This is a genomic window from Paraburkholderia sp. BL9I2N2, from assembly GCF_004339745.1.
Lineage (GTDB): Bacteria > Pseudomonadota > Gammaproteobacteria > Burkholderiales > Burkholderiaceae > Paraburkholderia.
Window position 1 is genome coordinate 934,070 of the sequence record NZ_SMGP01000003.1, and the last position, 19,342, is coordinate 953,411.

The 19,342-nt window shown below is 63.3% G+C and carries 17 protein-coding genes; 11 read left to right on the top strand and 6 right to left on the bottom strand.

The features are described from left to right. Positions 1-50: 50 nt before the first annotated feature. Positions 51-1,046: an HPP family protein gene (locus B0G74_RS35180; protein WP_243658457.1), complete on the bottom strand. Its 996-nt coding sequence runs from the start codon at positions 1,044-1,046 to the stop codon at positions 51-53. A gap of 100 nt (positions 1,047-1,146) precedes the next feature. Between B0G74_RS35180 and B0G74_RS35185 the strand changes: the two genes are divergently transcribed. After that, positions 1,147-2,013, top strand: coding sequence for a LysR family transcriptional regulator (locus tag B0G74_RS35185; RefSeq protein WP_132380860.1), 867 nt, complete (start codon positions 1,147-1,149; stop codon positions 2,011-2,013). Positions 2,014-2,595: 582 nt separating this feature from the next. Next, on the top strand, positions 2,596-3,210 hold the full coding sequence (locus tag B0G74_RS35190; RefSeq protein ID WP_132380862.1) for a hypothetical protein: 615 nt from the start codon (positions 2,596-2,598) through the stop codon (positions 3,208-3,210). Between the two features lie 294 nt (positions 3,211-3,504). Here B0G74_RS35190 and B0G74_RS35195 read toward each other — a convergent pair whose 3' ends face one another. From B0G74_RS35195 to B0G74_RS35215, 5 genes are all read right to left on the bottom strand, one after another. Further along, complete coding sequence (locus tag B0G74_RS35195; RefSeq protein ID WP_132380864.1) at positions 3,505-4,596, bottom strand: porin; 1,092 nt, start codon at positions 4,594-4,596, stop codon at positions 3,505-3,507. 172 nt (positions 4,597-4,768) lie between these two features. After that, positions 4,769-5,812, bottom strand: coding sequence for a porin (locus B0G74_RS35200; RefSeq protein ID WP_132380866.1), 1,044 nt, complete (start codon positions 5,810-5,812; stop codon positions 4,769-4,771). 238 nt (positions 5,813-6,050) lie between these two features. Next, positions 6,051-7,460 carry a solute carrier family 23 protein gene (locus B0G74_RS35205; protein WP_243658459.1) on the bottom strand — a complete coding sequence of 470 codons (1,410 nt, stop codon included), beginning with the start codon at positions 7,458-7,460 and terminating at the stop codon, positions 6,051-6,053. Positions 7,461-7,610: 150 nt separating this feature from the next. Next, the gene (locus tag B0G74_RS35210) at positions 7,611-8,909 is read right to left on the bottom strand and encodes an MFS transporter (RefSeq protein ID WP_132380870.1); all 1,299 of its coding nucleotides are present in this window, start codon (positions 8,907-8,909) and stop codon (positions 7,611-7,613) included. Positions 8,910-9,323: 414 nt separating this feature from the next. After that, positions 9,324-10,010 (bottom strand): GntR family transcriptional regulator, encoded by a 687-nt coding sequence (locus tag B0G74_RS35215; protein ID WP_132380872.1) that lies wholly within the window; start codon positions 10,008-10,010, stop codon positions 9,324-9,326. 140 nt (positions 10,011-10,150) lie between these two features. On the opposite strand from B0G74_RS35215, the gene B0G74_RS35220 reads away from it, so the two are divergent. The 9 genes from B0G74_RS35220 to B0G74_RS35260 all read left to right on the top strand — a co-directional run bounded on the left by B0G74_RS35220 (position 10,151) and on the right by B0G74_RS35260 (position 19,314). Further along, positions 10,151-10,552: a carboxymuconolactone decarboxylase family protein gene (locus B0G74_RS35220; RefSeq protein WP_132380874.1), complete on the top strand. Its 402-nt coding sequence runs from the start codon at positions 10,151-10,153 to the stop codon at positions 10,550-10,552. A 164-nt stretch (positions 10,553-10,716) separates the two neighbouring features. Beyond that, positions 10,717-11,511 (top strand): alpha/beta hydrolase, encoded by a 795-nt coding sequence (locus B0G74_RS35225; RefSeq protein ID WP_132380875.1) that lies wholly within the window; start codon positions 10,717-10,719, stop codon positions 11,509-11,511. A gap of 112 nt (positions 11,512-11,623) precedes the next feature. Next, positions 11,624-12,331 carry an SRPBCC family protein gene (locus B0G74_RS35230; RefSeq protein WP_132380876.1) on the top strand — a complete coding sequence of 236 codons (708 nt, stop codon included), beginning with the start codon at positions 11,624-11,626 and terminating at the stop codon, positions 12,329-12,331. 27 nt (positions 12,332-12,358) lie between these two features. Further along, positions 12,359-13,240: an FAD binding domain-containing protein gene (locus B0G74_RS35235; protein ID WP_132380878.1), complete on the top strand. Its 882-nt coding sequence runs from the start codon at positions 12,359-12,361 to the stop codon at positions 13,238-13,240. 19 nt (positions 13,241-13,259) lie between these two features. Then, positions 13,260-13,772, top strand: coding sequence for a (2Fe-2S)-binding protein (locus B0G74_RS35240; RefSeq protein WP_132380880.1), 513 nt, complete (start codon positions 13,260-13,262; stop codon positions 13,770-13,772). A 4-nt stretch (positions 13,773-13,776) separates the two neighbouring features. Further along, positions 13,777-16,143, top strand: a complete 2,367-nt coding sequence (locus tag B0G74_RS35245; RefSeq protein WP_132380882.1) for a xanthine dehydrogenase family protein molybdopterin-binding subunit — start codon at positions 13,777-13,779, stop codon at positions 16,141-16,143. A 65-nt stretch (positions 16,144-16,208) separates the two neighbouring features. Next, a complete protein-coding gene (locus B0G74_RS35250; RefSeq protein ID WP_132380884.1) occupies positions 16,209-16,937 on the top strand; it encodes an enoyl-CoA hydratase/isomerase family protein in 729 nt (242 codons plus the stop codon). A gap of 129 nt (positions 16,938-17,066) precedes the next feature. After that, positions 17,067-18,734 (top strand): UbiD family decarboxylase, encoded by a 1,668-nt coding sequence (locus tag B0G74_RS35255; protein WP_132380886.1) that lies wholly within the window; start codon positions 17,067-17,069, stop codon positions 18,732-18,734. After that, positions 18,721-19,314: a UbiX family flavin prenyltransferase gene (locus B0G74_RS35260; protein ID WP_132380888.1), complete on the top strand. Its 594-nt coding sequence runs from the start codon at positions 18,721-18,723 to the stop codon at positions 19,312-19,314. The genes B0G74_RS35255 and B0G74_RS35260 overlap by 14 nt, the downstream gene beginning before the upstream one ends. The last annotated feature ends 28 nt before the right edge of the window (positions 19,315-19,342 follow it).

A 19,342-nucleotide genomic window follows, 5' to 3' on the forward strand; every position in this document is an offset into this window, starting at 1 on the left:
ATAGGCGAATAGCGGGCGGATGGCGCGTGAAGCTTAGTGAACCTGATCAGTCATCCGCTTGAGCGTGCGCTTTGATCAGGCAATAGGGGACGAGCGAGCAGAAATGCGCCGACAAGCGCCGCACTACCCAGTGTGACAGCGAGCACGAAACGCCAATCAGGGTGCAGCATGATTTGTGGCAAAAGACCCACCGTCAGGGCGGGTGGAAAGTGGAGTCGCAGTGCACGTAACGTCACGATTCCGACCAGCAACGAAACGACGACGGACAACGGGCCGGCGCCGAACCACAAAAGCGCGGCGAGCCCGACAGCGGCGGTGATCGTGCAGACAAGGGGCAAAGTGAGGGGCCGCTTCGCCCATGGACGGATGTTAGCGTTGGTGAAGATCTCGAATGCGGTCATAACAAGTGGGGGAAACAGGATCAGCCGTAGACCGGTGACGCGGGCTAATCCGTACGCCACGAGAACAAACCCGAAGAAAATGAAAATGGGTAGCCACATCCTGAGCCAGGGCGCACGCTCAATCTCATCGGCTTGGGCCACGGTATCGAGCGCGGGCGCCTGACCAACATCGCCCGAAGCCAATATACGGCCATAGATCGTGGAGACGAGGGCCAGAATCGCCATGACGGCAGCGATGGAGATTGGATACCACCAGCTCGTGATACCGAACACGAGGGGCAGAAAGGCTGCGGAAATGGCTGGCATGATGGGCGAACGCATCAAACCGATGATCAGTATCGCGCCGGCAATGGTCATCGCCACCGACCATAGGCTGTACACCATCGCTTGCGTGAGCGCGGTGCCCAGTGCCGCGGTCACAGCGGGCGTGATCGCCAGCATGACCGGCGAGCGTGCCCACTCTCCCGCGGGGCGCGTGAATACGTCATAGCTCAACGCGGCCAGTTCGGGAAAAAGAACGTAGAACGCGCCAGTCAAAAGCGCCGCCTTCGCGACAGCAGCGAGAAGGACAACCGAAAGCACTGGCCCAAGGATCAATGCGTCGGTGAACGTGCCACGTCGGTCGCGGCGCATGGAAATGCTCATCAGAAATAAACCCTACCGGCTTGCATAGTCCGATGATAGGGATTTCGGATTTGTGCGAATATTCCCCGTATCTGCAACCCTACCTTGCGTTAATGCACCGATGTTCGATTGGGAAAACATTCGATATTTCTTGGCTATTGCTCGCATCGGGACGCTGTCGGGCGCCGCCCGAAGCCTCAAAGTTGATCACGCGACGGTGAGTCGGCGTTTGAGCGCACTGGAGAGCGAAATCAAGACCTGCTTGATCGAGCGCCAGCCCAGGACTTGCAGGCTCACGCCGATCGGCCAGCGCGTGTTCGAATTGGCGCAGGAAATGGAAGAAGGCGCGTACGCTGTCGAACGACTCCTGGACGCCAGCCGTTCGCCGCTGAGCGGCAAGGTCACGCTCAGCGCACCGCCCGTCCTCGTGGCGAATTTTCTGGTTAAGCATCTAGCAGACTTTCGTCGTGCAAATCCAGGCGTACAACTGTCCGTTTCGTGCGAAGCACGGCAGGTCTCCCTAAGCCGAAGGGAGGCAGATGTTGTCCTGAGACTGACTCGGCCTGAGGAACTCACGAGCGTCGCGCGGAAGCTGGGGCGCGTGTCGTTTGGTCTGTACGCGAGCAAGGACTATCCTCATCTACACGATCCGTCCGCCTGGGAGTTCATCGCCTATGACGCTGGCTTCGTGGGCGTGCCACAGCAGAAGTGGTTGACGAGCGTTGCAGGGAAAAGGCCTATTGCCTGCGAAATCAACGATATCAATGGCCATCTGGTAGCGGCGCGGGCAGGCGCGGGCGTGGCGGGTCTCCCTGATTTCCTGGCGGATACCGATGCGAAGCTGCAGCGCCTCACGTACGGTGGCGAACCGTTTTCGCGAGATATATGGATGGCTGTTCATCGAGACTTGCGCCGTTCGCCGCAAATACGGGCAGTCATGGACTTCCTGGTGAAAATCGTAGCCGAAAATCCCGCCTTGACGGACTGACTCAGGGCGTGAAGCGGTCCATAGAAGCATCCACCGGTTGAATCCGCCAGGTCAAACGGTCATCCGCGTGTGGCGAAACGCCGGCAAGCTCTCGGCGATGGGTCCACCGGCGCCGGGTACGCTTCACAGGGGGCTGCGCTTCTCCACGTTCGGATAACCGTGACGGTGGGGGCGGCGTCATGCACTTACGGGCGGGTAGAGGCCACCTGGAATTACCCGTGGCGGCGCAGCGGGTCAAGGGCCAACACATAGTTGACGTTGTACGTGGCGAAGCGCCCTTCCCTCGTTTCCACCGCGCCTCCCGAGCCGGCCGGGCAGGCTGACGCAGGCCACCAGGGCGATGTGCGCCGCCCTGTCCGTTCCGCGTCACTTTTGCCACATACCGTCGATGCACGGTTAACGATTTCTTCATGTTCTGTCGATGGCACAGGCTCGCGCTTCTGACCACCATGAATCAGGTCAACGTGAGCGGCGCGGCGCCGCCGCTGGAAAGCCTCCGCCCGACGCTTTGTGCCTGTGCACGCGCCTCGACATCACGCGCACGCCAGCGAAGCGGCCGCGGTCGATGACAAGGAGATGAACATGATAAGCAAGCATTTAAGCATTTTGTCCGCAACCGCCGCGGCACTTCTCTCGCTCAGTGCCGCCGCGCAGGCCGGCGGCCCCGGCGACCGCGGCGACCACGGGGACCACGGCGACCACGGCGGCCTTTGCTCGAACGCGACGCTAAAGGGACCGTTTGAGTTTTTCGGTCACGGAGAGATACTTGGATTGAAAGCTGCCGATGGTACGTTGCATCCGTACGCCGCCCCGTCGATCCTCGACGACGTCGCCCTGGTGACGTTCGACGGCAGGGGCACTTTTCAACGCACCGACTTCGGCATGATTGGCGGGTTGCCGAAAGGGGGGCAGACGACCTTCAATCCGAACCAGATGGGCACCTACACGGTGAACTCCGATTGCACCGGCACCATGAAAATCGTCTATACCGCCGGCGGAGCCGTGCCGGCCGGCGTCGAAACTGATTTGAACATCGTCGTCGCTGCTGACGGGACGCTCGTCGAATCCGTTGTCTACAGGGCCGTCACGGTGTCAGGCGTGAGCGGGGACGGCAACGTAAAGTGTCCACCGGATTGCGAGCAAGGTGTGCAAGAAAGTTTTGAAGGGAAAAAGGTCCTGGTCTACGGCTTCCGTTAGTCGAGTCCCGGATGGACTCGCGCTCGCTCAGGCGCTTGCTATGCGTGGCGCTGGGCCCGACCTTGGGCGCAGGTTTCCGGTCCTTTGACTCCCGCGCCTTCTGCGTGCAATAAAATAATCATAAAAGGATCGAGGAGTGAAGAACCATGGGGCAGCACGAGGTGGACTCGCAGCATTCGCAATGGGAATAGTGCTTGCACGTCCGGCGCCCCACCGGGAAAGATCAGTGCAACCTTCGAGCCCGTGTTGCATGGGCTCAAAGATACTCGACGCGTCCCTCACGTCCGGTTCGGCTTAGAAAAAGTGGTTCATGCCGAACGAGACGCCCGTTTGTTTTTCATGCAAGGACGGGTTCAGCGTTGCATTGGTCACGTAGCCACCCGTGAAATGCGTGTAGTCGATATCGGCGTAAAGCTCGGTGTTTTTCGACAGCGCATAGCTGACGCCCAGAATGGCGACGTCCTTTCTGCCGTCCACGCCGTTCGTCGCGTTCTTGTCGTCGTAATACGCACCCGTTACGTTGAAGACCGACGACGCGTGATAGCGAAAACCGCCCCACAAATATTGATTGCGCGTCTCGCCGTGCGCTGTGGAGGGAACCGCCTGGGTTGCGAGCGAATAGCCACCCATCAGGTCGACGGGACCGAGCGTCACGGCACCGCCCGCAGTGTATTGATTGTTGGCGAAATACGCGCTCGACGTCGCCGAAAACGGGTTCGAGCGATGCGTATAGCCCGCACCGAACTTGAACAGTTTGGTGTGGTAGTTCAAGCCGCCCGCAAACATGGTGCCGCTAGCGAGACTGCCCGCCACGCCGCCCGGCGCATAGACCGCGCGAGCCGTCCACGGACCGAAGTTGCCGTGGTAGTGGATAGCGTTGTCGTCGCGGCCGCTGGTGCCGCCCGAAATCGCCGCCGCTTCGGTAATGCCTAGATAGTGCAGGTCGAACGGCTCGAAGTCCTTGATCAACCTGTGCTGCAGCGTGAACTGATGGCCGATGTTGACCTCGCCGAACGGGCCGCCTAGCCCGACGGTCGACGTACGCTGGAACAGCTGGTTGGTCGTGCTGCTGTTGGCACCAGTCGACAGAATGTAGCCCGCTTCCAGATTGAAGCGGGCGTAATATCCACCGCCCAGGTCCTCGATCCCGAGAAAACCCCAGCGATTCGATTTGTAGACGCCGTTCGATGCCATCGTCAGCGCCGCGCCGCCTGCCTTCGTGCCGTTCACGACATTGCGCAGGCCGCCGTCCAGAGAGCCATACAATGTAACGCTGCTTTGCGCGTAAGCCGCACTCCCTGAAAGCCCCAACAAGGTCATTGCGGCCACTGCTGGCCGCCGACCGAACCTGCGCGCGCCGCTCCCGGTCCTTCCACTCTTAAACATAGTTCCTCCATTGACATCGTTAAATTCGTGGGGCCGTGGTTGCACGAAGGTCGGGTTCGAACTGCATGCGACGGCCCATCATTGCTGTCTGAATTCGCGCGCCCGCTTTTCTCCGGTGGAGCCGGATCGGCATGTCGCGCGCGTCGTCGGCGTCGTCGGCGCCGGCAGTCGATCAGAACTGTGTGCGCAGACCGCCACCGATCGTGGTGCCGCTCGACATCCTGGTCGCGCGATCGGACAGCACCGCCGCATAGATGTCGGTGCGCGTTGATAGCGGGTAGTCATACGAGAGCGCCCAGGTGTTGCGATAAACCGAGCTATGGCCGCTACTCTTCGAATACGCGTCCGAGCCAAGAATCCTGCCGAGGCCCACTGGAATCGAGAAGCCGATCTGACCGGTATCGATGCCGACGTCGCCATTCGAAATCGAATCCCACACGTGCTGGTACTGGCCAAACAGCTTCACGTAGTGAAGGTCGTACGACATGCCGAGGTTCACCACCGACTGCGTCGTCAGTCCCGGCAGCACGGTGTCGAGGTCGCCGGCGTTCAGGCTGTACTTGATCTGCTGATAAACAACCGACGTCGCGAAAGCGCCGCGGTTGTACGAAATCTGGCCGCTCCACTTGTTCTGGCCGAGATGGCCTGGGTCGTTGCCGAACGAGTACATGGCTCGGCCAATTAGGCCGCCGAACGACGGCGACGCGTAATACACGGCGTTCCACCACTCGCCGGCATTGCCGAATACGCCCTGGCCGTTCACGCCGACGTAGCTGTGCAGCACGCTCGGCGAGAACACGAACGAGTTCCCGAAGGGGTTGAACGTAATGGTCGAGAACCACAGCAGCGGCGGAATCAAACCGGCAGTCGCCGTGCCGTATGGGCCGGTCACTCCCACGTATGCGTTACGCGAGAACAGGCCGTCATGCGGGAAACCGGTGCGGCCCATCGTGCCGTTCTCGATATTGAAATAGCTTTCGAGGTCGAAGATGACCTTCGTGCCGCCGCCGATGTCCTCCGACCCGCGTAGGCCGAAGTACGGCGCGGTCATGCCGCCGTTACCGGCGATCACGCTCGACTGACCGTTCATCGGCTTCTTGTAGCCGACGAACGCATCGAGAAGCCCGTAGAGCTGCACGCTCGATTGCGCGTGGGCCGCCTCGGCGAACAGCGCTGCGCCGACAATGAGCGCTTTCATCCCCAACTTTATTTTCATCTATGTCTCCCGCCTTTCCAAACCTGGATTCATGGCTGCGAAGCGGCGCGCCTTCGAACACGTTGATATGTGTCGAATGACGCTCCGAGCGCTCGCTCTCTTTATTGATATGTAGTACAAAGTATTAAATTTGTATTACGGCGTTTTTCCCGGTGTCTGTGCACTACATCCAGAAATAACCGTGCGTCGAAGAGTCCGGACAGGCCGCTGCCCGCCCGAACATGTTTTGCGGCGTTGCCTAAGTCTGGTTCTGCGCGCGGGAAGGCCTGGCCGCCGACGTGCTCGGCGGCTGCTGCTTCGAGCAAAGCAGCGAGTGCAATGCGACGAGCGTGAGTCCGCCGGAGATCACCGGCTGCTGAAGCACGAGCTGAAGCATCAACGGCATCGCATGAATTACTTCCGGTGAGATGAACAGACCGCCGAGGCCAACGAGAAACGCGAGCCCCGACGCGATCAGCCGGCGATCGTCCCACTCGACCTGCGCGAGAATATGTACGCCATGCATGAAGACAATGCCGAACAGCAGCGTCGCGGCGGCCGAGATCACCGGAATCGGGACGACGACGAGCAGCATGTCGAACTTCACGCAGCCGCCGAGTACGATCAGGAGGATGCCTGCGGCGAGCGTAACGAAGCGCGAACCGATGCGCGTGGCGCGCAGAATGCCGATGTTGTCCGGATACGCGATCGTGCTGAAGCCACCCCACACGGCCGCGACTACCGAGCCGAGCGCGACGCCGAACAGGCCTTCGGACATGCGGCCTGGGCTGAGCGTCTCTTCGCCCCATTCGGCAACTGTCTGGTAGAGGGCCATCGATCCCATGCCCGCCGGAATCAGCACGAGCAGGAACACTGCGACGAGATCGGGGCGCACGCCGAAACCGAACGGGAAGATGCGCGGCTCGACGAGAAGCGGCGCAGCGGCCACCGCCGCAAACGAAACCGGCTCGAACAGCGTGTAAGCCAGCGTGCCGAGCGCAAGGCCGAGCAGGATCGCGACGCGCCGCAGCCGGCGGCCACCCCAAAGCATCGCGAAAACGATACCGGCCACTGCGACCGCGCCAGAAAGCAGATTCACGACCGGAAAACCGGGGCTTTTAGCGCTGCCGATCCAGGTCGGCAGCGCGACGCTGGCAATCTGCACCACGATCAGCATGACGATCATTCCGGAGATGATAGGCAGGCGCAAATGCCGCGCGAACATGCCTGCCAGGCTGCGTCCGCGGATCGGCACCGTGAGCACGCACCAGATCAATGACGCGGCGAAGAACGACCCGAATGCCGTACCCAGGCCACCCGACTGCAAATGACCGACCGTCAGGAGCGCACCAAAGCTGCCTGCGTAGGGACCCTGCGCGATCGGCAGGCGCAGCAGCAGCACCGACTGCAGAATCGTGATAATTCCGCAGGCCATGAAAGTCATGCCATACAGGTACGCGATCTGCGGATCGGACAAATGAAACGCGCGGCCGAGAAGTCCCGGGAACACGAACATGCCCGTCATTCCGAAAACGTTCTGCAGCGCGAGCACGGCCAGTTGCGGGAGTGGCAACCGCTCGTTGATTCCGACGTCGAAGACGCGCGCGGATGGACTGTCTGCGGTGGCCTCCCGGATCGAAGCGCCGGATTTCGGCATGTCTGTGCTCAAGGTGTGTTCCATTAGGCCAAAAACGAAATCCTATCCGGCGACTCGACTGGGGCCGCGTCGCATCCGTTCCCTTCGAGCGCTATCGCACGAAGGAAACACCTGTATCGCCGGCGCGGACGATTCCGCCTGCCCGGTGGTCTTCAGTGATCCTCAGTTGTCGAGCGGAACGCCCTTTGTCTCGGGGCCGAACCAGATCGACACCATGCCGACGATAAAGAGCAGCGACACCGCCGCCGATGCAGCCGGGAACGAACCAAACTTCGCGACCACCGCATTGCCGGCGATCGGACCGATACTTGTCAGCGCGCGGGCCATGTTCCAGCAGAAGCCCTGCCCTGTCGCACGCACGCGGGTCGGAAAGAGCTCGGGCAAATAAGCGGCAAAAGTGCCGAACGCGCCAATGACGAAGTAACCGTACACCGGCATAAGCCACAGCACCCGGCCGATGTCATGCACCGTCATGAACAGCACGAGCGACACCACGAGCGAGCCTGCCGAAAAGATGAAGTACGACATGCGCCGGCCGAATGCGTCGAGCATCCAGATCAGCGTAAGGTAGCCGAGTGTCGCACCGATCATCATGAGAATGAACGCGTAGCTGACCGTCCTGCCGACGTCGCGATGATCAACGGCTGCAGCCGACAACTGGTGAATCCAGCTCGGCAGAAACGTGAGACCGCCCCAGCAGCCCAGCATGGCAGCCGACGAGACGATCACGCCGATGATCGTCTTGCGGCGTAGTCCCGGCGCGAAGATGGCGGTGAAAGTTTGCATCGCCGATTCGGCTATGACGCTGTCGCGCACTTGCACCCAGCGTTGAGGCTCAGGCACGAAGCGGCGCACGAGAATCGTGACGAGCGCGGGCGCGGCGCCCACCCCGAGTACGACGCGCCAGCCGAAGCGGCCAAGCAGCAGGTTGTCGAGCGCTGCCGCGAGAAAGCCAAACGCGAACGCCATCTGCATGATCTGCATGGCGCGGGCGCGTTGGCGACCGGGCCACGATTCGGCGACGAGCGCGGCCCCTGCCGCCCATTCACCGCCGATGCCGAAACCGGCCAGCGCCTGTGCGACGGCAAGCTGAGGCCAGGTCTTCGAAAATGCGCTCAGCAGCGTGAAGGCCGCGTAGATGAGGATGGTCCAGCCCATCACACGCGAGCGGCCGAACCGGTCCGCGGCCACCCCGAACAGCACGCCGCCGATGCCCCACGTGAGCAGCTTGCCCGCAATGATGTAACTGCCGATCTTGCTGATTTCGGTCGCGTCGGTGCTGTGCAACAGCTGGCTCACGCTCGGCACGAGCACCAGCGTGAAGAGATTCAGATCCATCGAGTCGAACATCCAGCCGAGGAACGCCGAGATCAGCGCCAGCCACTGGTAGCGCGACAACCTGAATCCCTGAGACTCGGCCGAAGCCACCGGCGCCGCCTTGGCGCCCTGCGATATGCCCATTCTTCCCGTCTCCTGATCTGCCGCCGAATAAGCGAGCACGTTGCTCGATGCGGGTCGTAGCGCCCGATTTCGTCATTTGGCGGAGTATATCGTAATGCAGTGTGATTGCAATACAGATTATTGTATTACTGTCTGCCGATCGTTTGCCCACGGGAGACGCCTACGGCGCGGTGTCATACAGGGAGGTATCGAAAGAAATGAGCGATGTCCGCAGCGCGCAAACCCGTCTGGGCCTAGGCGGGAAAGCGCGCTGGGAAGGGCTGATGCCGCGAGTAAGGAGGTAAAAAGAGCGCCTCATGTTGCGTACCGCTCGTCGGATCGGTCCGCAAGCCGGACCGTTGCGTGTCGAGGCGAGGATTCCGCCTCTAACGTACCGGGTACGAAAGAGGTCGGCAGATGCGGCGTTTCGTTGACTTAGCTGGTTGCTGCTGCCGCGAGCACTTCGACCGCCAGGCTTTCGGCTTGCTCGACATGGCGCTTGCACGCCGCCGCGGCTGCGTCGGCGTCATTGCGCATGACCGCATCGACAATCGTCGCGATTTCGTCATAGCTTTGCGGAAGGCGCCCTGCCTGCGAAAGCGTCGTGGCGCGCAGCATCATCACTCGCGTATGGACGAGCCGTAGCATCTCCGTGAGAACCGGGTTGTTGGCGCCTTCGAGCATCACGTCATAGAACTGCGCTTTCTGTTTCAGGAAGCTCATGGTGCCCTCCTGGCCTTGCATGTCCCGCATCGAGGCGAGCTTTTCCAACGCCTGTTTCAGCTCGGCACGCTGGTCGACCGTCGCCCGCTCGGTGAACTGCCGGCCCGCCAGTGCTTCGAGTACGGCGCGCACTTCATAGAGCCCTCGCGCCTCGTCTGCCGTCATTACCGAGACGATCGGACCTTTGTGCGGAATGATCTGCACCAGCCCCTCGGCCACCAATTGACTCAGCGCCTCACGGACGAGCGTGCGGCTCACGCCGAGCATTTCGCACAGTTCGCGCTCGATCAGCCGGTCGCCCGGCTTGAAGGTCAAGTCGCTAATACATGAGCGCAATCCGTCGATCACCTGCTGGCGCAGCGTCGCCACCGGTCGCACTACCAGCCTGTTGGTATTCATTCCATCCCCTTGTCATATGAATCAAAAAAGAGCCGCGCTGATCTTCGTAATACAATCATATTGACATTCCGCAGCGAAGCTCTGATACTGCCTACCATTATACAATCCTACAACAGCTGGTTAAACCCCGAAGGATAATCATGGAAGACATCACGCTATCCGAACGCCGTGCCATCGGCGCAAAGATCCGCAAAGAAGTGCTGGGCTCGAGCCACACGCAGAGCAATACCAATCCCCACCTGTTCGACACAGTGTTCCTCGAGTACACGGAAGACGTGTGCTGGGGCAACGTGTGGAACCGCACGGGCCTCCCGCGCGCGACACGCAGCATGCTGAACCTTGCGATGCTGGCCTCGCTCGGCCGCTGGCACGAGTTCGAAGTGCATACGCGTGGAGCGGTGAATAACGGCGTGACGGAAGAAGAAATCGCCGAGGTGGTGCTGCAAGCCGGCGTCTACGCAGGCATTCCAGTCGCGGCCGAAGGGCTGCGTCGCGCGAAGGCGGTTGTGCTCGACCTGAAGGCGAAAGCCGCTGCTGCCTGAAGACGGCTTGCGGTTCGTCAAGGCGCCTCGCGAATCGTCATCTCATCCCAAGCGTACCTGCCTGGCAGTCCAGAGGGCAGCAAGGGTTTCGTGCTTTCGGCTGCCGACCCGCTAGCCGATCGCGCGAAGCACCTGCCGGAACCCGCGCATTACCCGAAACCATCATGTCTCATTCAACTTTCTGCGAAATCCCAGCCGGTCGCATCGCCTATTCCCGTCGCGGGACGGGCAGGCCGCTGGTTCTGCTTCACCCGATCGGCGTCGACCGGAGCTGGTGGGACGAGTATGTCGATCACTGGGCCGCATCGTATGACGTCGTCGCGATCGATATTCGCGGCCACGGCGACTCCAGCCTCGTCACCGCCCCCATCACCCTCGCCGATCATGCGACCGACGTCGCCGCGGTGTTGCGCCAGGAACGGCTTGCCGGCGCAACCCTGATAGGCGTGTCGATGGGCGGCATGATTGCGCAGCGTGTCGCGATCCAGTTTCCCGAGCTGGCCGGTGCGCTGATTCTGTGCGGAACGGCCGGCGGATTTCCCGACGAAGTGCGCCCGCGCATTCTCATGCGCGGCGACATGAGCCGGCAAGGCTCGATGTCCGAAGTGATCGACGACACGATCACGCGCTGGTTCGCCGCCGATACGCCGCGCCCCGACCTCGTCCAGAAGTGCCGTGCGCGCCTCGCCGCCGACGACTGGTACAGCTGGAGCGCGAACTGGCAGGCGATCTCGCTGCTCGACAACCTGGGCGAACTGCCACGCGTGTCGGCACCGGCGCTCGTCGTCGCGGGCGATGCCGATGCGAGCATTCCGCCAGCGGTATCGCAGAAGATCGCCGACGCGCTGCCGACGAGCCGCTTCGTAGTCGTTCCGGGCGCGGCGCACTTTGGAGCGTTCGACATGCACGAAGCTTTTGCAACGGTATTCGACGATTTCCTGTCGACCCTCGCTCAATGAAATAAAACGCGAGCGTGCCCGCGCGCTGGGACAGTTTCACGCGCCGCGCGACTCGGTAGTTACCAGATAAGTGGAGCGGCGCCCGTACGGGCCAACCGCCCGAGGAGGCAGTATGGCAATCACAATCCGTTCATCTTTCATCGTCGATGCACCGCCGTCCGACGTCTGGAAGACCATGATCGACATCGAACGGTCCGCGCCGTGTTTTCCGGGCGCGGAACTCAAGGAACAGCAGCCCGACGGCAGCTACAAGGGCGGCTTCACCGTCAAGCTCGGCCCGCTTACGCTGAAGTTCGCGGGCAAATTCAAGATTGCTGAACAGAACGACGCCAACCGCACGGTCGTGGTGTCCGCAAGCGGCACCGACACCAAGGGCCGCGGCGGCGCCGATGCGCAGATCAACGCGGCCGTCACCGACGCCGGCGATGGCAAGACGAAAGTCGACGTCGTCTCGGACGTGAACCTGTCGGGCACGGTCGCGCAGTACGGACGCGGTGCCGGGATGATCGAGGCGCTCTCGCAGCAACTGCTGAACCAGTTCGCCAAGAACCTGACCGCGCTTATCGAGGCAGACGCAGCGCACGCCGCGGCGCAGGCTCCGGCCACTCCGGCCACCGCGCTGAACACCGCGGGCGAACCGGAGGCTTCGAACGTGTCCGCTGAACCGGCTGCACCCAGGCCGGCCACCGAAGCGCGCCGCCCGCCCCCCGCACCGGCGCCGGTCGTGCCTCTCGATGCGGGCGCACTCATGCGCAAAGCGATGTGGCAGTCGATCCGGAATTACTTCGCGCGGCTCTTCGGGCGCAAGCAGCCCCACTGAGGAAGCCACCGCACTATCGGAGCACGCATGAAACCCAGTGAATTCCAGTATCACGCGCCGACCACCGTCGACGAGGCCGCGCAGCTGCTCGGCACACTCGAAGATGCGCGCGTGCTTGCCGGCGGCCAGTCGCTGATGCCGATGATGAACTTCCGGTATCTGATGACGAGTCACCTGATCGACCTGAACGGCGTCGAGGCACTCACTCGCATCGAGGAGCGCAACGGCCGTCTTCACATCGGCGCGATGGCGCGGCAGCGCGACATCGAACTGTCGCCGCTCGTCATGAAGCGCGCGCCGCTGATCCGCGAGGCGTATCAGCTCGTCAGCCACAAGCAGATCCGCAATCGCGGCACGCTCGGCGGCAGCCTGTGCCAGCTGGATCCGTCGTCCGAGCAGCCATGCTTCACCGCCGCACTCGACGGTGTCCTGACGATCGTGCGCTACGAAGACGGCGCAGTCGCGACCCGGGAGCTGCCAATGTCCGACTGGGCGCTGATGTATATGACGCCCGCGCTCGAGGAAGGCGACCTGCTCGCCGGCATCTCGCTCGACATCTGGCCCGAAGGCCATGGCTACGCATTCGAAGAGTTCGCGCGGCGTCATGGCGATTACGCCATCGTCGGCGTCGCGGCGCTCTGCACCGTCGATGCGCAACAGCGCCTCGACCGCGTGTCGCTGACGATCTGCGGTGTGGCTCCCGGCCCGGTGCGAATGCACGAGGTCGAGACCGCCTTGCGCGGCCGCCCGATGGACGAAGACGCGCTGCGCATCGCGAGCGACGCGGCGCGCGCGCTCGACGTGATGACCGACGCGCACGTCAGCACCGACTACCGCCAGCATCTCGCCGGCGTCCTGACCGAAAGAGCGCTGAAGACAGCGTTCTCGCGCGTCGCAACACAATCGTAGCGTGACAAAGGAGATGCACATGGAGACTCGTACCGTCAGAGTCGTCGTCAACGGCACCGCTTATGAGCACGAGGTCGAACCGCGTCGCATGCTCGGTGACTTCCTGCGTCACGACCTCAATCTCACCGGCACGCACTACGGTTGCGAACACGGCGTCTGCGGCGCCTGCACCGTGCTGATCGACGGCCGCACCGCGCGCGCCTGCCTGACGCTCGCCGCCCAGGTGAATGGACATTCGCTGACGACAGTCGAAGGGCTCGCCCAGGCGGACGGCACGCTCAACGCGCTGCAACAGGCCTTTACCGAAACGCACGCGCTGCAATGCGGGTTCTGTACGCCCGGCATGCTGATGACGCTGACCGAACTGCTGAACGAAACGGATTCGCCGACCGAAGCCGAGATCCGCGAAGCGATCACGGGCAATCTGTGCCGCTGTACGGGTTACCAGCCGATCGTCGCGGCTGCCCTGCTCGCCGCTCAGCGCATCCGCGACCAGCGTGCCGCCGCGCCGGCAGCCCAAGCTACGGAGTAACGCAATGGACCATTCCGACCTGAAGGGTGCCCCCACCGACCAGCGCTACATCGGCCGGCGCGTCATGCGCACCGAAGACAAGAAGCTGCTGCAAGGCCAGGGCTCCTATGTGGACGACGTACACCTGCCGAACATGCTGCAAGCCGCGGTGCTGCGCAGCCCGCACGCGCACGCGAAAATCGTCTCGATCGATTGCACGGCCGCCCGCGAACTGAAGGGCGTGCACGCTGTTTATACGCACGCGGACCTGACCGGCCGCGCACGCGGCCGCGCGCCGTCGATGCTGCCGAACCCGGCGATCCGCTTCGAGCGCACCCAGGAACTGCTCACCTCGACGGAAGTAACGTTCGCGGGAGAAGCCGTGGCGTTCGTCGTCGCGGACAATCGCTATATCGCGGAAGACGCCTGCGGTCTGATCGAGATCGAGTACGACCCGCTGCCCGCCGTTGCCGAGTGCCGCGACGGACTGCGCCCGGACTCGCCGCTCTGCCACACCGACGCGAAAGACAACGTCGTCGCGCATATCGAAATGGGTTTCGGTGACATCGACGCGGCCTTCAAGGATGCGCCGCACGTCGTCGAGGAAACATACTGGCAAAACCGCGGCTCCGCGCATCCGATGGAAACGCGCGGCTATATCGCCGAATATCACGCCACCAACGGCGAGCTCACGGTCTGGTCGTCGGGTCAGGCGCCGCATCACGAGAAAAAGAATCTCGTTGAGCTGCTCGAATGGGATGCCGAAAAGCTTCGCGTGCTGATGAACGACGTCGGCGGCGGCTTCGGTCCGAAGCTGCCTTTCTATCCGGAAGAGGCGCTCGTCGCGATCGCGGCGGTCGCGCTCAAGCGTCCCGTCAAATGGATCGAAGACCGGCGCGAGCACTTCCTCGCAGTCACGCAGGAGCGCGACCAGTGGTGGACGGTGCAGATGGCGCTCGGAAACGACGGCAAGATCCGCGGCGTGAAACTCGAGATGGTGCACGACAACGGCGCGTTCCTGCCGTGGGGCATCATCACCCCGTATATCTCGATCACGACGACGCCCGGCCCCTACGTGATCCCCGCGATGGGCGCAAAGCTCGACGTCGTCTACACAAACAAGTGCGCCACTTCGCCGGTGCGCGGCGCAGGCCGCCCTCAGGCGGTGTTCGCGATGGAGCGGATTCTCGACAAGGCCGCGCGCGCGCTCGGCATGGATCGCGCGGAGCTGCGCTGGCGCAATCTGATCCAGCCGGAACAAATGCCGTATGACGCGGGTTTCATCTATCGCGACGGCAGCCCGTTGCGCTACGACAGCGGCGACTATCCGGCTTGCCAGAAAGCGGCGCTGGAGCGCGCGAACTATGCGGGCTTCGCCGTGCGCAAGGCCGAAGCGCGCCGCCAGGGCCGCTTCGTCGGCATCGGCATGGCGAGCTTCGTCGAAGGCACCGGCATGGGCCCGTTCGAGGGCGCGACGGTGCGCATTCAGGGAACCGGCCGCATCACCGTGATTACCGGCGCGTCGCCGCAAGGCCAAGGCCACAAGACGACCTTCGCGCAGATCTGTGCCGAACAGCTGAACGTGCCGCTCGAACTGGTCGATGTCGTCACCGGCGATACGGGCGGCATCTCGATGGGCGTCGGCACGTTCGCGAGCCGCGCGACGGTCAATGCCGGCAACTCGGTCTACATCGCCGCCCAGGCCGTGCGCGACAAGATGTTCACGCTCGCCGCCCACCTGTGGAAGTGCGAAACCGACGACCTCATCCTCGCGCAAGGACACGTCGCGCGCCGCTCGGGCATCGAGCAGCGCATGAGCTACGGCCAGCTCGCGAAGATCTCGCAGGGCATGCCGGGCTTCACGATGCCGGCGGGCCTCACTGCCGGCCTCGAAGAAACGAAGTATTTCTCGCCCGCGCAGTCGACCTACTGCAACGGCACCGCCGTCGTCGAACTCGAAGTCGATCGCGAGACCGGCCATATCAGGATCCTCAACTACGTGATGGCGCACGACTCGGGCAAGCTCATCAACCCGCTGCTCGTCGACGGCCAGGTGATCGGCTCGGTCGCGCACGGCATCGGCAACGCGACCCTCGAATGGATGCAATACGACGAGAACGCGCAGCCGACCACGACGAACTTCGGCGAGTACCTGCTGCCGATGGCGACCGATGTGCCGAACATCGACATCGTGCACCTCGAAACGCCGTCGCCGCTGAATCCGCTCGGCGTCAAGGGCGCGGGCGAAGGCGGCACGATTCCGGCGGCCGCGGCGATCGTCGCGGCGATCGAGGACGCGCTTTCGGAATACGGCGTCGAGTTCACCGAAGCGCCGCTGGTTCCGCAGCGCGTATTCCAGAAACTCAAGGAGGCCGGCGCCTACGCGCGCTGACCGGCGCGGGCGCTTGCGCATCGCGAGCGCTCATTCCCAGTTTTCATTAACGACACCTCTTCTCCATGACGACCGAATTCACCGCAGCGCTCCACGATTCCGAATACCGGATCACCCTTGCCCAGCCGGACCTCGGCAACATGCTGACGCTCGACGCGATGCGCGCGCTCGCCGCCGAGATCCGCAAGGCCGGCCGCGACAGTAACGTGAAAATCATCCGCCTCCGCGCGTCGGGTCCCGCGTTCTGCCGCGGCCGCGCCGTCAGCGCGCCGCCGGCCACGCCGCCGACGTCCGCGCAGTACCGCCGCAATGTGGCCGATCCGATTCTCGACGTCTACCGCGCGATGCACGAAAGCGAAGTGCCGCTCCTCGCCGAAGTGCAAGGCGATGCGGAAGGTTTTGGCTGCGCGCTCGTCACCGCGTGCGACCTGGCGGTCGCCTCGGACAACGCGCGCTTCAACCTGCCCGAACTGCAGAAAAACCTGCCGCCGACGCTCGTGATGTCCGTACTGCGCTACAAGGTGCCGCCGAAGGCGTCCGCGCACATGGTCTATCTGACTGAGACCATCGACGCCGCGAACGCGCGCGAGTGGGGCATCGTCGCCGAAGTCGTGCCGGCCGCGAGTCTGAGCGAGCGCGCGGACGCGATGGTCGCCTCGATCTGCACGCGCGACCGGATCGCCATCGCGGCGCTGAAGACGTACTCCCGCGAGATCACGATTCCCGATTTCTCGCTCGCAAGCGAAGTCGCGGGCGCGTCGCTCGCGAACGCAATGACGTCGATGCGCCGCTGATACGCCGCCGCGGTGCCGCACCAGCGGCACGTGCGGCACGGATCGAACACGCAGTACCCTGCCCGCCTCGGGCAACACTTCAAGCAATAGAGGCGCAGCGCAACGCTGCGCTTCATGGGACTTCTAGTCATGGCTGATCAAGACACTACTTCCACGTCTTCCACGAACCCGGGTTACGCGGACCTGCACGAACACATCGCGCGCCTCGAAGCGGCAGGCCTGCTGTACCGGATCGACGAGCCGGTCAACAAAGACACCGAAATGCATCCGCTCGTGCGCTGGCAGTTCCGCGGCGGCATTCCGGAAGCCGATCGCAAGGCGTTCCTCTTTACCAATATCGTCGACAGCAAGGGCCGCAAGTACGACATTCCGGTCATCGTCGGCGGCATCGCCGCGAATCCGGAGATCTACCGGATCGGCATGAACGTGCCGTCGCTCGACGACATCGGCGACGCGTGGAACCGCGCGATCGACAATCCGATCCCGCCCGTCCTCGTTGAAAGCGGTCCCGTGCATGACATCGTGATCGAGGGCAAAGACCTCGAAGGTCCCGGCAACGGCCTCGAATCGCTGCCGCTGCCGATCTCCACGCCGGGCTTCGACGCCGCGCCGTACATGACGATGACCGGCGTGATCTCACGCGATCCGGAAACCGGCGTGCAGAACATGGGCACTTATCGCGGCCACCTGAAGTCGGCCACGCGCCTCGGCATGATGATGCTCGTGAACCTGCGCGCGGGCGGCCTCGACCACTGGCGCAAGTGTGCGGCCAAGGGCGAGAAGATGCCGGTCGCCATCGTGCTCGGCGCGCCGCCCGTCGTCGCCTTCCAAGGTCCGCAGAAGCTGCGCCCGAACGTCGATGAGCTGAGCGTCGCCGGCGGTCTCGCCGGTGCGCCGATTCGCGTCGTCAAAGGCCGCACCGTCGATCTGCTGGTGCCGGCCGAGGCGGAAGTCGTCGTCGAAGGGTATGTCGATCCGACGTATCTCGAACCGGAAGGTCCGTTCGGCGAGAGCCACGGTTATGTCGCGATCGAGGACTACAACCTCGCCATCGAAGTCACGGCGATCACGCGCCGCAAGGACGCGGTGCTGACCTCGATCATCTCGCAAGTCACGCCGTCCGAATCGAGCGTGATCAAGCGGCTCGCCTACGAGCCGATGTTCCTGCGTCATTTGCGCGACCATCTCGGCATCCGCGGCATCAAGAAAGTGTCGCTGCACGAGCCGCTCACGAACCTGCGCCGCTTCGTGTTCCTCCAGTTCGAGCGCGGCGCGAAGCGCACCGAGGTCTGGCGCGCGCTGTACGGCACGATGTCGCTGCAGGCCGCGATCGGCAAGTTCGTGATCGCGATCGACGACGACATCGATCCGAACAACGCGGACGCCGTGTTCTGGGCGATGGGCTATCGCTGCAATCCGGTCGAGGACGTGAAGCTGATTCCGTACCGCGAGGCGGGCCACGGTCCGCGCTCGGACCATGCGAGCGGCCTCGATTCGGCCATGCTGATCGACGCGACGATGAAGACACCCATGCCGCCGCTCGCGCTGCCGAAGAAGGAATACATGGAGAACGCCAAGGTGCTGTGGGAACGCCTCGGCCTGCCGGCACTGAAGCCGGAGTCGCCGTGGTACGGCTACTCGCTCGGCGACTGGACCGAGGAATGGGACCGCAACGCCGAGCAGGCGACGCGCGGCGAGTGGATGCAGCGCGACGCGTCCTACCAGGCGCGCCGCAAGAGCGGCGTCGAGCCGAATTCGCCGGTGCGCGGCGTCGAGGGCGATCGTGGCGACAAATAACGGCACTCCTGAACGGATCATCGTCGGCATCACCGGCGCGTCCGGCGTGATCTACGGGATCCGCGCGCTCGAACTGCTCGCCGAGGCGGGCGTCGAGACGCATCTCGTGATCAGCAAGGCCGCCGAGCTGACGATGACCTACGAAACCGACATGCGCGCCGCCGATCTGCGCGCGCGCGCGTCGCACTGGTATGCGGCCGGCGACATCGGCGCGGCGATTTCCTCCGGCTCGTTCAAGACGAAGGGCATGCTGATCGTGCCGTGCTCGGTGCGCTCGATGAGCGAGATCGCCACCGGCATCACGAGTTCGCTGATCAGCCGCGCGGCCGACGTCGTGCTGAAGGAGCGCCGGCGTCTCGTGCTCGGCGTGCGCGAGACGCCGCTGCACGGCGGACATCTGCGCACGCTCGTGCAGCTTTCGGACATGGGCGCGGTGATCGCGCCGATCGTGCCAGCGTTCTACTCGAAGCCGCAATCGATCGACGACATTGTCAATCACACAGTCGGCCGCATGCTCGATCTGTTCGACATCGAGACCGGTGTGGTCAAGCGCTGGAAGGAACAGCAACCCGAGCAGTAATGCGGCAGTAACGCGTGTGCCGCCCGCT